General features: G+C 54.6%; 14 protein-coding genes. 5 read left to right on the forward strand and 9 right to left on the reverse strand.

Features of this window, described 5'->3' with window-relative positions; all coding sequences use genetic code 11:
- The first annotated feature begins 29 nt into the window (after nucleotides 1–29).
- Nucleotides 30–926 (forward strand): LysR family transcriptional regulator, encoded by an 897-nt coding sequence (locus BUB27_RS02745; RefSeq protein WP_143158012.1) that lies wholly within the window; start codon nucleotides 30–32, stop codon nucleotides 924–926.
- An 82-nt stretch (nucleotides 927–1008) separates the two neighbouring features.
- Complete coding sequence (locus BUB27_RS02750; protein WP_159434763.1) at nucleotides 1009–2085, forward strand: substrate-binding domain-containing protein; 1077 nt, start codon at nucleotides 1009–1011, stop codon at nucleotides 2083–2085.
- 78 nt (nucleotides 2086–2163) lie between these two features.
- On the opposite strand, the gene BUB27_RS02755 is transcribed toward BUB27_RS02750, so the two are convergent.
- Both BUB27_RS02755 and hmpA read right to left on the reverse strand, forming a co-directional pair.
- The gene (locus BUB27_RS02755) at nucleotides 2164–3186 is read right to left on the reverse strand and encodes a PEP-CTERM sorting domain-containing protein (protein WP_143158014.1); all 1023 of its coding nucleotides are present in this window, start codon (nucleotides 3184–3186) and stop codon (nucleotides 2164–2166) included.
- A gap of 244 nt (nucleotides 3187–3430) precedes the next feature.
- On the reverse strand, nucleotides 3431–4648 hold the full coding sequence (hmpA, locus tag BUB27_RS02760) for an NO-inducible flavohemoprotein (RefSeq protein ID WP_143158015.1): 1218 nt from the start codon (nucleotides 4646–4648) through the stop codon (nucleotides 3431–3433).
- A gap of 71 nt (nucleotides 4649–4719) precedes the next feature.
- On the opposite strand from hmpA, the gene BUB27_RS02765 reads away from it, so the two are divergent.
- Nucleotides 4720–5163: an RrF2 family transcriptional regulator gene (locus BUB27_RS02765; RefSeq protein WP_143158016.1), complete on the forward strand. Its 444-nt coding sequence runs from the start codon at nucleotides 4720–4722 to the stop codon at nucleotides 5161–5163.
- 60 nt (nucleotides 5164–5223) lie between these two features.
- Here the strand turns inward: BUB27_RS02765 and BUB27_RS02770 are convergent, their stop codons facing one another.
- Nucleotides 5224–7074, reverse strand: coding sequence for a beta-N-acetylhexosaminidase (locus BUB27_RS02770; protein WP_159434764.1), 1851 nt, complete (start codon nucleotides 7072–7074; stop codon nucleotides 5224–5226).
- Between the two features lie 175 nt (nucleotides 7075–7249).
- Between BUB27_RS02770 and BUB27_RS02775 the strand changes: the two genes are divergently transcribed.
- Nucleotides 7250–7744: a very short patch repair endonuclease gene (locus BUB27_RS02775; RefSeq protein ID WP_143158018.1), complete on the forward strand. Its 495-nt coding sequence runs from the start codon at nucleotides 7250–7252 to the stop codon at nucleotides 7742–7744.
- Between the two features lie 244 nt (nucleotides 7745–7988).
- Here the strand turns inward: BUB27_RS02775 and BUB27_RS02780 are convergent, their stop codons facing one another.
- Complete coding sequence (locus BUB27_RS02780; RefSeq protein ID WP_143158019.1) at nucleotides 7989–8429, reverse strand: nuclease-related domain-containing protein; 441 nt, start codon at nucleotides 8427–8429, stop codon at nucleotides 7989–7991.
- A 48-nt stretch (nucleotides 8430–8477) separates the two neighbouring features.
- On the opposite strand from BUB27_RS02780, the gene BUB27_RS02785 reads away from it, so the two are divergent.
- On the forward strand, nucleotides 8478–8753 hold the full coding sequence (locus BUB27_RS02785) for a hypothetical protein (protein ID WP_143158020.1): 276 nt from the start codon (nucleotides 8478–8480) through the stop codon (nucleotides 8751–8753).
- On the opposite strand, the gene BUB27_RS02790 is transcribed toward BUB27_RS02785, so the two are convergent.
- The 5 genes from BUB27_RS02790 to BUB27_RS02810 form a co-directional block, all read right to left on the reverse strand.
- Nucleotides 8704–9456 (reverse strand): HNH endonuclease, encoded by a 753-nt coding sequence (locus tag BUB27_RS02790; protein WP_143158021.1) that lies wholly within the window; start codon nucleotides 9454–9456, stop codon nucleotides 8704–8706. The two genes, BUB27_RS02785 and BUB27_RS02790, sit on opposite strands and share 50 nt — an antisense overlap.
- Nucleotides 9457–9851: 395 nt before the next feature.
- The gene (locus BUB27_RS02795; RefSeq protein ID WP_143158022.1) at nucleotides 9852–10655 is read right to left on the reverse strand and encodes a flagellar basal body-associated FliL family protein; all 804 of its coding nucleotides are present in this window, start codon (nucleotides 10653–10655) and stop codon (nucleotides 9852–9854) included.
- Between the two features lie 83 nt (nucleotides 10656–10738).
- Entirely contained in the window at nucleotides 10739–11422 is a 684-nt protein-coding gene (locus BUB27_RS02800) for an SDR family oxidoreductase (protein WP_143158023.1), read from the reverse strand.
- Nucleotides 11423–11461: 39 nt separating this feature from the next.
- Nucleotides 11462–12247, reverse strand: a complete 786-nt coding sequence (locus BUB27_RS02805) for a hypothetical protein (RefSeq protein ID WP_143158024.1) — start codon at nucleotides 12245–12247, stop codon at nucleotides 11462–11464.
- Between the two features lie 140 nt (nucleotides 12248–12387).
- Nucleotides 12388–13170, reverse strand: coding sequence for a hypothetical protein (locus BUB27_RS02810; RefSeq protein WP_143158025.1), 783 nt, complete (start codon nucleotides 13168–13170; stop codon nucleotides 12388–12390).
- Between the last annotated feature and the right edge of the window lie 310 nt (nucleotides 13171–13480).

Below are 13480 nucleotides of genomic sequence, written 5' to 3' on the forward strand. Positions count from 1 at the left end.
ATAGTCTCAGGCTATGGCAAGATGCTTGCATGGAATTACGCCAGCTACGCTACTTTGTCACCGCAGTCGAGATGGGCTCTATCAGCAAGGCGGCGGAAGCCTGCCGGGTGGCCCAGCCGTCCCTGAGCCAGCAGATTTCCGCGCTTGAGCACGAACTCGGTGTGCAGGTGCTGGAGCGTAGCTCCCGTGGTGTGCGGCCTACTCCAGAGGGAGAGAAGGTGCTGGAGCATGCCCGCAAGATGCTGCTAGAGGGGGAGACCCTGCAGGCGGAGCTCAGTGGCATGGGCAAAGAAATCCGCGGCAGCCTGCGCATGGGAGTGATCCCTACGGTAGCGCCCTACCTGATCGGTGAGCTGCTGTTAGAGCTGAAGCAGAACTACCCGGGGCTGGATCTGGAGCTGGTGGAGGACCGTACCCAGGTGCTGATCGAAAGACTTTCCAAGGGAGACATTGAGTGCGCGGTGGTCAGTGATATCCGGGTCAAGGATGCCAAGACCTGGTCGGTGCGGGTGGATGAGCTCTACCATGAGCCGCTCGTCGCCGCCTTGCCGGCCAAGCACGTGCTCGCCCGCAGGCGCGCCAAGCCCAAGCCGGAGGAAATCAATGCCGGGGAACTGATCTATCTCAAGGAAGGTCATTGCCTGTTAGACCAGACGCTGAAAGTCTGCCGCGTCAAAGCCCCGGACCAGCGCATCAAGTGTGACCAGTTGGAAACCGCCCTGGCCATGGTGGACTCTGGAGCCGGTATCGCTGTCGTGCCGCAGCGTGCAGCCGAGCGCTATCATTTCCCCAATGTCGTCGTGCGTCCCTTTGCCGAGCCTCAGCCCACTCGCATGATCGGCCTCATGCGCCGCCGCAGTGGCGGCCTCTCCCCGCTGGCCGAAGTCATCGCCAGATGCCTGCAACGTATTGTGGGTGCAGGATAGAATCTGATGCTTAAAAGTCAGGCGCTTCCCGCCCTGTCAGATGGGATTGACAGAGTGCGTTTGCATTTCTGAATATAACTTGATGGCTGATTTCTCCCGAAACCGTAAATCCTTAGCAGAGCAGGTAGCAGATTTTATTCTGGAGAGCTTGATTCAGCAGAGCGGTTTGCAAGTGCTCCCTGGCGAACGCTTGATTGCAGAAAGAGCTGGGGTGAGTAGGCAGACAGTGCAAGAAGCCCTTCGTCTATTAGAAAGGCAGGGGGTCATCATGCCCAAAGAGGGGAGGAAGGCCAGACGGGTAGCGAATACTTATCGGGAAAAGCCTAAATCAGGGATGGTGCTGATCTACCTGAGAAATAGCGGTTTGATCAGAAGTGCAGCAAACGTACGAAACGAAAGGAGATACATCGAAATCTGGGAGGCAAATGGCGGGACGGTGATTGTAAAAGAGATGGATTTTATTCTGCATAAAGATCCACCTCCTGCTTTTTTTGAGCGTATGGTAACTCAGTATGGTATGGATGCCATTGTGCTGACGGTCGCTCCTCTATCTTGGGTGAATGGGGCTCACCAAGCGGGCATTCCTTGCTTATGTGAGGGTGGTTTGGTACCTAATGACGGCTCTGTTAGCTTGATTGCGTATGATGCGGCACTGACTATGCGCCATGTGCTGAGATATCTCAAGACACGCGGACATGAGAGAATTTTAGTGCCTTGCAGTACCTATTTTGCAAGTTTACACTTGTTGTACCAAGCTGTTTATCAAGAGGAGATGTGTGTCGCTGAGGCTGATGTGGAGAATTACATACCGCGTTTCGTGGAGCATCAGCCGAAAATTTGGATGGCCTACTGGGAGAGGGCCTTTGCCAGAGCGAGGCCTACGGCGGTGGTATGTGCGGACACCCCTATTCTTATTTCGCTTCTATCCTTCTGCAACAGCAAGGGATTGAAGATCCCAGATGACATTTCCTTGATCTGTTTGGATTATAGCGAAAACCTCCGCTGGTACCAACCCAGCATTCAGATGATGAAGTATCCCCATGAACGTGCAGCAAAGGATTTTGAACGATGGATTAAAGGGGGACTGAAAAGTATCGGAATTAAATTATATCCTATGGAAATTGTTAAGGAGGCGGACTCTGTTCGCAGTCTTGTGTAATGCTTGCTCATAGATAATCAAAGAGACGGCCATTGGGCCGCCTCTTCATTATTAACCAACACTTGGAATGATGGAGCACTAGAACCTTCTTCTGCGCAGGATGAGCGCCAGACCAGCTAGCCCGATCAGTGCAGTGGATGATGGCTCTGGGACAGCGGATACCGTGATCGTGCCAGTGGAGCCGTCAAAGAGACCACCATAGCCTAGGGCTGCTAGTTGATCTTTATTGTAAGTTCCTGCGGCGACGTTGTTGCCGTCAATGATGAGGCTTGCGACTGTGCTGCTCTGGTCCGTTAGATCCAGTGTGGCGCCTGCAGTCATGGTGATGCCGGAGTTCAAATCGTTGAGGGCATTGGTCAACTGGAGTTCACCGGTTCCATTGATGGCGATTCCAGCCAAGCTATCCAGTCCACCACTGAAAAGGTTATCCACGATCATGTTGTCGAAGATATTGATGGTGCCGGTACCGAATGCACCCGCTGCATTGACCTTGGTGGTGAAGGGCTGGTTGAGGCCGGAGAGATTCCAGACACCTGAGTAAGTACTGGTAGCATCCAGTCTCAGTTCGAATCCAGATTGCTCCCCATAAAAACCCGCGACACGGCTAAAATTGATCGTTCCATCGCCTGAGACGCCGTTGGCCAGAGTCATGTAGCTGAAGTAAAATCCTCCTGAGAGGGTTACGTCGACGGAGCCATTGACTTCAACAGTGGTATTGATGCGGTAATTACTGGCACCAAAGGCACCTCCGCCTTCTTGGCCAGCTTCCATGGTTGCTCCGTCGAGGAGAGTCAGGCTGTTGAAGGTGTAGTTGTTGGTCTGCAGGCCTGAGGCATGGTTATTCTCAAAGCGCAGTGTACCTCCGCTCTGGACTGTCAGGTTGTCTCCGCCGAAGTTGTAGTCACCTGTTGCGTTCGGGGATTCCACCACGTGACCATCTGCGATGAAATAGTCCGTGCCGCCTGCCGGGGGATTACCTGTGTCCCAAGTGGTCCCGTCGGTCCAGAAGCCAGACTGGACAGAGACTGCGGAGTGGGCTGAGAGGCTGGTTGCGAGCACCAGCATGGGGAGTGTAGTAGTGAGTTTGTTGAGGGATGTCATTGTGTTATAGTTTAGTGTGAGGTTATTCAGTAGTCTGAATGCTACATCCCCATCTTTAGCGGGTGTGTCGGCTGGGCTACAATGGGGAGTGCAAAATTCTTTCTGGACTGTTTTCTTGTCCAGATAGATTTCTAATCTCCCAATGACCTAGTTGACAGGTGCCTGGCCAAGCTCATCCAAGCCTAGAAAAGGGCGGCCCCGAAGGACCGCCCTTTTCCGTTAGAGGGTACGACACAAAAGCTGCTTAGATCGCGTGCATCGGGCACTTGCTGAGCTCCTCCGCCGGGCCGAAGAACTCATAGTGCACCTTGTCTGCCGGATGGCCGATGGAATCTAACACACTGAGCACATGGGCCATCATCGGCTTGGGTCCGCAGAAGTAGACCTCGGTTTCCGGGCTGAGGTACTGGCCGAGGAACTCGCGATCGAAGAGTCCCTGGCTATCTGGACTGTCTCCATCCAGCGGGGCGCTGTAGCGGAAGTGGGCGCTGATGTTCTCATGCTCCTGTGCCAGCTTGCTAACTTCCCCGGCAAAGGCGTGGTGTTTGGAATCGATCGCGCCGTGGACGAAGCTGACCGGGAAGCTCTTCCCTTTGCTAGCGTGCAGCATGGAGAGCAGCGGCGTGATACCGATGCCGCCGGAGAGCAGGAGTACGGGCGCCCCGGATTTCTCCGCAGCATCGGCATCAAAGACGAAATCTCCGCATGGTGGAGCCACTTCCACTTCGTCACCCAGTGCAAGATGCTCGTGCAGGTAGTTGGACACATAGCCGTCCGGCTGGTCGGCGTGGGCGGCCTTCTCTTGCTTCACGCTGATGCGCAGACCGTGCTGGCAACCGTGGCAGGAAAGGGAGTAGTTGCGCATCGTGGTGGAGCCATCGGCTGTCGGGATACGCACGGTGATGTACTGGCCCGGCAGGTAGGCGGGGACGGTGCCGCCGTCGCTCGGCTTCAGGTAGAAGGAGCTGACCACGGCGGATTCTTCCTCCTTGCGGAAAAGGGTGAACTTGCGGAAGCCGTTCCAGCTCTGCTCGGCGTAGATGCCTTTTTCCTGCTGGATCAGTACTTCGGCCAGGAAGCCATAGGCTTCTCCCCAGGCTTGGAGAATTTCCGGCGGTGCCGGGTTGAGCAACTCATCGATCGAGGCCAGCAGGTGCTTGCCCACAATCGGGTAATGCTCTGGCTGCACTCCCAGCGAGGCGTGCTTGTTCGCGATCAGGGACACCGCTGTAGCCAGGTTTTCTGGAGTCTCGATGTTTCTGGCAAAGGCACAGACCGAGGCTGCGAGCGCTCCCTGCTGGCTGCCGGAGACCTGGTGGGCGGCATTGAAATAAGCCCTTACCTCCGGGTTCTCGCGGAACATCCGCTGGTAGAAATGGGCGGTCAGTTTGGTGGCGTTCTCGGCCAGGAAGGGGATGGTCGCCTTCACCGTTTCAATCGTTTCTTTGGATAGAGCTGTCATTACAGTAAAAGGGGTAAAAAAAATACCTGTTTACGTCAATGGATAAAAGTGGCATTTTAAATACCACAATTATGAAGCTAAACTCCGCCACTGATTTCAGTTTCCGATTCCTGATCTATGCCAGCGTGCATGGAAACAGGCTGGTGACCGTGGCCGAAGTGGCCGAGGCCTACGGACTGTCTCATCACCACCTCTCGAAGATCTGCAAAACTTTGATCAAGGAAGGCATCCTGGAGGCCAAGCGCGGCCGGGATGGGGGCGTGAAGCTGGCTATGGCGCCGGAGGAGATCGGGCTGTCCCGCATCATCCAGATCATGGAGCCAGACCCCGCGCTGGTGAACTGCACCGGAGGCATCGGCGGCCAGTGCAAGATCCTGCCAGCCTGCAAGCTCAAGGGAGTGCTGGCGGAGGCGCGCCGCGCCTTCTTTGAGGTGCTGGACAAGTACACCCTCGCCGACCTGGTGGCCGAGCCCGCCATCGCCAAGAAGCTGGTTGCCCTACTAGGCGAAGACTAAAAAAAAAGAGCAGCCGGCTGGCTGCTCCTGGGTGAATCATTTCTTAAAGACCGTCGAAGACTAGTTCTCGATCGGTGTCGGGAAGAGGAGCTTCTTCGCGGCATTGATGTCCTTGATGATCGCCGTGCGCAGCTTGCCGACGGGCTTGCCATCGCGGTAGGTGCGCATGCGGATGGTGGTGGCACCATAGGGGACTACGAGTGGCTCCTTGTAGACCGGGTAGTGGTGGTCCACCTCGCCTTCATCGAAGGTGTAGTGGATGTCCAGACCGTCGACCTCGGTGCTGAGGGTGATGACCTCACGCTTGTTGATCTTCTTCATCTGGATGATCGGGTCATAGATGGAAGTGGCGTAGTTGATGTCCAGGAAATCGAGACGCTTGAAGTGAGCCTCCACGCGCTCCACGAACTCCGGCCAGTCCTTCTTCGTCTGGGTACTCCAGGCGGCATCCGCCAGCGCGAAGCCACGCGGCCAGAGCATGTACTCGCAGTGGCGCATGTTAGGAATCTCTTCTGTCCAGAGCGCACCGTGCAGGCCGAGTAGCAGCTTCTCATCCACGCCCTTTGGCAGCTGGTAGTCGAAGTGATAAGACTTCTTCAGGCGCAGCTTGCTATAGGTGGCTGGCTCGTAGGACTGGTGGCCCTGATAGAGGTCGAAGTAATAGGCCGAGTTCGCGGCGATCACCACCTGGCGTCCCATCTTGGCCGCCTTGTTAGCTCCACCCACACCGCGCCAGCTCATCACTGTGGCGGACTCAGCCAGACCTCCTTCCAGGATCTCGTCCCAGCCGATGATCTTCTTGTTGTGCTTCGCAAGCATGGCTTCCACTCGCTTGATGAAGTAGGACTGCAGCTCGTGGGCATCCTTCAGGCCCTTTTCCTTCATGAAAGCCTGGCAGTCGGGATCGGCATTCCAGTATTTCTTGGTCGCCTCATCACCACCGATGTGGACGTACTGGGAAGGGAAGAGCTGGCAGGTCTCGCGGAACACGTCGTCGAGGAACTTGTAGGTCTCCGGGTTGGAGGGATCGAGTGTGTTCTCGATGATGTTGTAGAACTTGGAACCCGGGTTCACCTGGAAGGGGCCGCCCGTGGTGGAGAGCTCAGGATAAGCAGCCAGGATGGAAAGCGCGTGGCCGGGGACGTCGATCTCAGGAATCACCTCGATGTGGCGCTCCGCCGCGTACTTCACGATCTCCTTGATCTGCTCCTGGGTGTAGAAGCCTCCGTCAGTGGCCTTCTCGTTCTTCATCGGTCCGGGGCGTGTCCACCAGATGCCCTCACGCGGCACGCGCCAGGCGCCGATGCTGGTGAGCTTCGGCCGGGACTTGATCTCGATGCGCCAGCCCTGGTCATCGGTCAGGTGCCAATGGAAGACGTTGTACTTGTAGTAGGCCATCATATCGAGAAAGTGTTTCACCTCCTCCACCGTCTGGAAGTGGCGGGAGGAATCCAGCATCAGCCCGCGCCAGCCGTAGCGGGCGCTGTCCTTGACCGTGCCCAGCGGGATCTGGAAATCCGCCTTGTCCTTCTCCAGCGTGACCAGCTGGAGCAAGGTTTGGATGCCGTAAAACACTCCCGCAGCGTCCTTGCCTGTGATGGTAATGGCCTCCGGCTTTACCTCGAGAAGGTAGTCGGAATCCAGCTTGCCGGTGCGCAGCATGATCGTCTTAGCCGCTCCCGCAGGAGCCTGCGTGCTGGAGCGCTGCATCCAGGACTGCAGTGTCTTCGCCAGATAGTCTTTTTCGAAACTGAGCTCCGCCGCAGCCTCGATCGTTGAAAAGGCTGCCAGATTGGTCGTGTCTTTCTGCCAGCTGACCTCGCTAGGCCGCGGGATGAGCTCCGGCTCCGCCTGCAACAAAGGTGCCGCCAGCGCCGCCAAAGCAATCAGTGAGTGCTTGAATGCTATCATCGTGAGTAATGTGTAAGTGGTTCGAGTGCCAGCCTCCCCCATAACGGAAAGACCAGTCCTATACACACGTCGTATCCTACAGATTCTTACAGAAAAAAGCAGTCATAATTGTGTGGGGGGAGGTTAGATGGGGATGCCCTTAGACAAATGCCAGTAGTTCTTTTATACTGTTAGTATGGCGGATATCTGGAGCGAGGAGAAACGCAGCTGGGTGATGAGCCGGATCAAGGGCAAGGACACCAAGCCTGAACTGGCTGTCCGTTCGCTGCTGCATGCGCATGGCTACCGCTTCACCGTCAGTGGACCACGTAACCAGACCTTGCCGGGAAGACCGGATATCGTCCTTCCCAAATGGGCCACCGTGATCTTCGTCAACGGCTGCTTCTGGCACGGTCATGAAGGCTGCAAGGATTTCTCCATCCCCAAAACCCGCACCGAGTTCTGGCTAACCAAGATCCGCAAGAACCAGCAGCGCGATCAATCAAACAATGGAAAACTCGAATCCCTCGGCTGGAACGTCATCACCATCTGGGCCTGCGAACTCTCCACCAAAGACCGCCTCTATTCCCTCGAACGCCGACTACCCTACCTCATCGAGCGCAAACCCTTCGAGTACCACCTCGAGGATGAAACCGACCAACTCGGAAGGGTGGCGGAGGATTTCGATTAGGGTGATTTTCTTGCTTTGAGTTGCCTGACATGCTCTCTGGCTACAGCTTTTTTATCGATGGAGGACAGGTGTGCGACCAGTTGAGATGTAATGCTTGTTAGATTAATTTCCTCAATGAGGGTTTCTGATTTATTTCGAATATATCGAAGTAAACCATCGGTGAGTACATTGGGCGGAAGCTCTGTCTTTAAGGTGCAATCACCAATAAAAAACACCATGTTGTGACAGAGGGATTTATCAATTCCTAGAAACTTTGAGAGAGCGTTAATGTGAAGCTGGTTTTGTTGAAGTGGGTTTTGGAAGCGGTGTTTCTTTTGTAGATTTGTTGAGTCCATTGTCTTTGATTCTCGCTGCCAAAGATCCAGCCGCCGTAATTTTTCGTCTCTATTACAAAAAGACCGAATCGAGAAATCACCAGATGGTCTATTTGAGTGGTTCCCTTTCCATCTGGTCTGGGTAGGTAGATATCGTTGAAGACTTTGTAAATGGCGGGATCAAGTCGCTTCAGGCCAAAGCTAGTGACTTGCAACTCACCCCACCACCCTTTGACACTCGGACTGCTGAAAATGCCTTTGAGCAATATTATGATAAAAACAATTCCAATGAGGTGCCAATATCCAAGCAACTGATGAAGCAGTGTCTGGATGATTTCAGAGGTGAAGCTGCTAGAGGCGATGATACTCATAGTCCGTTGATTAAAGGATGGCTAATGCGGTAAAGTGGAGGCTTGCTTATGATGCAGGAAGAAGAAAAAGGCTATATGATTGTTATAGATTCATTGTTAGGTGGTGTCGTGCCATCAGTATTGGGAGATCATGGGCCAATACTTTTTGCTACGGAACGGGAGGCTCAGGAAGAGATCGTGAGTCACCTGATGTTTCGACTAAATGAGTTTCTGGAAGGGGAAAGAGACTTCGAGAGTGCAGTGAGTCTGGAAGAGTATGTAGTTGTTGCTTCGCTTATCCGAGGAAACGGTGAGTACGATGCCACTCAAGAAACTCAGGATTAGGGAGGTTCTTAGCCGGGAGAGTAATCGGTGTATGTTCTCTGGAGAGGAAATGGGTTTCTATCTCCTGATTATTCTTAAACTGCTTCAATCTGTCGCTGACGAGAATCGTAAAATCGCCTGAGAGAGCAATGAGGCCTTTGTCAAAAGCTGCATCGTAAGTCGCTGCCAAACATAAACCGTTAGCTGGATCTGTACGGTGCTCGGCATGATCACTCCATGGGATGATATGACTGGCGCGGAGTAGTTCCAGAACAGGAATTCCGGAGATACAGCACTTCTGCTCGTAGGAACCCAGAACTGCTTTCCTGAAGAATTGCTGGTGTCTGCGCACCTTAACGAGAGCAGTTGTCTCGGACTCGCCAGCAGGGGGAGAGATCGCTGTGGAGTCCATGGGCTTTGTGCCAAATGAATCGATCAGGAGTTCACTCTGTTCTGCTAGTTCATCCAGATGACCGTAGAATTCCTCCCATATCACACGATCAAGGCGGCTTGAGCCTTGCAGCCCTTTAATGCCGCGACTGGTTTCTGCCGGGTCCAGTGAAGTAAAGTTGTTAAGCTTCATCGCTACGGAACCCGGAGTTCTCTCTAGTTTATCAGCAAGCTCGATTATAGGCGGATAGCCTTGGTGCTGCCTTCCAAATGGAGTCTGGTGGTAAAGATTAAGCGCCAGCAGCAGGTGCTCGCGAGTCCAGCGTTTGCTCATGCATTACACTATGCTCAAACTTATGCTCGAATGTGAAACTCTAAGTGCGAAAATGCTACTTATAGTCCGTGGCTGGAATTCCTGTAGGGTGCTATGCTGGGGGGAATGAAAGAGGGAGGAAGTGAGGCTAACAGCCATTGCGTTATAGAGATCCCCCGCGCTGACCGTGTGATGGTACGGGTGGCGCTGGAGGAGCGATTGAAGACTTGGGAGAGGACCCGGGACTATTGGCAACAGGTAGAAGAGAAGGGTTTCGCGAGAGCTTGGGTGGAGGGGGGAATCGAGGAGTGTAGCTCTCTCTACGAGGCGCAAGCTATGTGCGAATTGTGGGAGGTGTTTTGTGCGGGTGTGTTCAAGCAGTTAGAGGGTGACTAAGAAATTATATGGTGATCGAATCACTCCACGACAACCGCATTGATGCCGAGGCCGTGGGGGGCGTTGGCGCGGGTGCTTTTGTTGTCGGTGTAGTAGGAGTCGACGACGAGTTCCAGGTAGTAGGGGGTATCTGGCTGGAGGTTCTGCAGGGTGGTGCGGATGCCGCAGATGGCTTTCTGGGTGTAGGGTAGGGGGCTGGCAGTGATCATGGTGCCATCCGCATTGCGCACCTTGAGGGTGAGATTGGTGCGGTAGGCGCTGTAGTGGATGGTGATGATGAGATCGCTATGGAGATTCTCCGGTGTGGTAAGCGGGATGCGCCAGCCCTGTCCTACATTGAGCCCTAGTTTCTGGTCAGCATACATACCGGGGATTTTCTCACCTTTTGGAGTCCTGAACGTGTAGTTGGGCAGCTCGAAGAACTGGAGCTCGCCGATGTCACCGACAGGTTGGAGCTTGCCAAGGATCTGGCCGCCGGACTTGCGGCTGCTGTCGAGGCTGAGTGAGGTGCCGGTGTAGATGGCCCAGTCTCGTGCCAGACTGAGGTCCTTGAATTCGGGGTCAAGTTTGGCCTGGCGGATCTTTTCGTAGAGCAGGAAGACGCTGGCAAAGGCTGGTGGGGTCTGCCTGGAGGTGGGCTTTGAGGCGGCTGGTGAATCTGCAGCTTCCAGCCTTTCAGGTGGAATGCTGACCGGGCTGCTGTCTTCGTCTTTGCCACTGGCGATGACCAGACCAATGACGAGGGTCAGGGCGACCGAGCTGGCCAGGATGATGAGGGAAACTTTGTTCGCGGATAGTTTGGTGTGTGAGCTTTGCGGAGTCATAGCAGGAGAGAGTGTGAGTTACTCTCTGTATGACTCTCTAGGGGAAAGTATTAGCCCGATAGGCTCTATTTTTATCCACGCTTCTAGGCTTTCTGCCCGGTGGAGCGCATCTGGATATCGCCGATCTCCACGTGCTCTGGAGCCTCGATAATGTGCACGATGGAGCGGGCGACATCCTCGGCGCTGAGCATGACCTTGCTCTCGCGCTGGGTGGCCAGCTGCTGCTCGCGGCCGTGGAAGTAATTGTCTAACAACGGGGTGTCTACAAAGCCGGGGGAGAGGCTGCCTACGCGGATGCGGGAGCCCTCGGCGCGAAGCTCGGAGCGCAGTGCCTCGGTGATGGCGCGCACGGCAAACTTGGTGGGGGCGTAGAAGCCACCGCTCGGAGGCACACGCCAGCCGGACATGGAGGAGACATTGAGAATGATTCCAGTGTCTGTTAGTCTGGGTAGCGAGTGCTGGCAGAGCAGGGCGAGGGCATGCACATTGACCTGCCACATGGTCTTCCATTGTTCAGGGTTCCCGCTGGAGATGGGGGACAGGTAGGCCATGCCGGCGCAGTTGATCAGAGCATTGAACTTCGGCAGGTAGTTGAAGATGTTTTCAATGTCCTCCGGCTTGCTGAGGTCCGCCTCAATGGGGTGGATCCCATCGGGAAGATTCTCTAACTGACGGCTCACACCGTAGATGATGTGCTCCCTCTCGTGCAGTAATTCGGCGGCGGCACGGCCAATGCCGGAGGAGGCTCCTGTCAGAAGTATGTGCATAACACGGTTAGTATAGACTGAAACCGTGCCGCTGTGAAGTCAGAGACTTTCGACCTTCATTCCATTCAGGCCGATGCCGATCTGAGGGAGGCCTTTGGTTTCTGGTTTCGCCTGAGAGAGGAGTACGTCCACGTAGAGGAGTGAGCCGGGCTGGGCTCCTTTGATGGTGGCTTGGAGCGCATGATAGGCGCTTTCTTCCCATGGGCAGGCAAATTCCTGCAGCACGGTGCCATCGGTTTTCCGGATTCGGATGAGGGCGTCTGAGCGGAAGGCCACAAAGTAGGTGGTGAGCTTGAAGCCTGCCTGAGCGGCCTGTGGGACTTTAATGCCCACGGTGTAGCCTTCATTAGGCTGGAGGCCGTTTTTGACATCGGCATAGAGTGCCGGAACCAGCGGGGACTGGTAAAATTTTGAGTTGAAGGCGTGCGCGGTACAAGGGTAGTTCATCCCGTCCCCAAAGCTGCCTATCTTCAAAGGTATCTTGAGCAATTTGCCTGAGTCTTTGCGGATGGTGTGATTGTACACCGGGCTGCCGGTGTAGACGGCCCAGTCATGGATCTCAGGGGCATCCAGATTGCTGTGCTGTTTCTCAGGTGGCCAGGCTCGGTGTCTGGAGTAAAGCATGTTAAAAGAGATGCTAAGAGGCGTTTTTTCTGCAGAACTCAGCTCCTTTTCCGGCTCGTCTACTGCTTCATGGCCTTCTTCCTTATACCAGTCCGGTACTTGGACATTAGGGACTACCTTTTCATCGTCTCCGCAGGAGCTGAGGGACAGTAGGGCTAGTGAGTAGATGAGGGAGAGGCGAGATGATGGATTGAGTGTCATCGGGTTGGGTGTATGTGAGTGAAGGATTTAAGCCTTATCCTTTCATACAATTGCCCTCCCCCTATCAAGCCGGAGTCCAGGGTTTCGGGTGGTCCCTTTCCTACCCTTGTCATGTGCTGCCAGCGGCTGCGCTGGATCGGTTAGAGACGCTCGACTTTGATGCCATTCAGGCCGATGCCCACCTCAGGCAGAGTGCCTTGAATGTTCTCCGTGTTGCCTAACAAGACATCCACATACAGGAGGGAGTCAGGAGCGGCATCGCTGATCGTGGCTTCCAGAGCATGGTAGGCCCTATGCTCCCAGGGGAAGGCGTATTCCTGCAGCACTGTGCCGTCGGATTTACGGATGCGGACTTGGGCATCTACTCTGAAGGCTGCGAAGTAGGTGGTGATACTAAACTGGCCGCTTGAAGTATGCGGGACTTTCACGCCTACCGTGTATCCTTCTCCTTGTTGTATTCCGTCTTTGAGGTCGGCATAGAGTGCGGGGACGATGGGTGCTTCTTGCTCCCTGGAAGTGAAGGCGTGTTTTTCACCGGGGAAGTCCTTGCTCTCCTCAAAGCTGCCGATCTTGAGTGGAGTCTTGAGGAGTTTGCCAAAGTCTTTGCGCACGACTTTGTCGTAGGACGGGCTGCCGGTGTAGACGGCCCAGTCCTGAATGCTGCTGGCATTCAGGTTTGAGAATTTCTTGTGAGGTGGAGTGACACGGTTATGGGAGAAGAGCACCTTGAGTTCGATGTTGATCGGCTTCTGGATATCCTCAGTTGAATCCGGCTCCGCATCGGTGAGATCTTCGCTTTCTTCCTTGTACCAGTCTGGCACAGCGACATTGGGAACGACCTTTTCATCGTCACCGCAGGAGTTGAGTCCGAATGCAGAAAGCGCAAAGAGGATGCCTAAGTAGGATCTAGCGTTTATTTTCATAGGTGTAAGAAAGCTCGAAAGTGCAATTTGCGGTAGTGTTTGAAGCAAGAGATGAGGCTGAGATCAAGCCTAGATCCCCTGATGCCGCCTTTATGAAGCTATGGTTGGACTACCCGGTTAATCCTTCCTGTTTCTCTCTCAAGGGGTTCCTGAGGGAGTGGCGGCATGGGTGCGGCCTAGCGGGGCGCTTACTTCAGCTCAAGCAACTGCTGCCTTGAGGAATACTGCTGAGTGAGTTGTTCCGCACTTGTGCGTAAAATGCTAAGGCCGTGCGCGATTTTGATACAGTTTTGTCACCGAGTATCATTCG

Source organism: Rubritalea squalenifaciens DSM 18772 (assembly GCF_900141815.1).
Classification (GTDB): Bacteria; Verrucomicrobiota; Verrucomicrobiia; order Verrucomicrobiales; family Akkermansiaceae; genus Rubritalea; species Rubritalea squalenifaciens.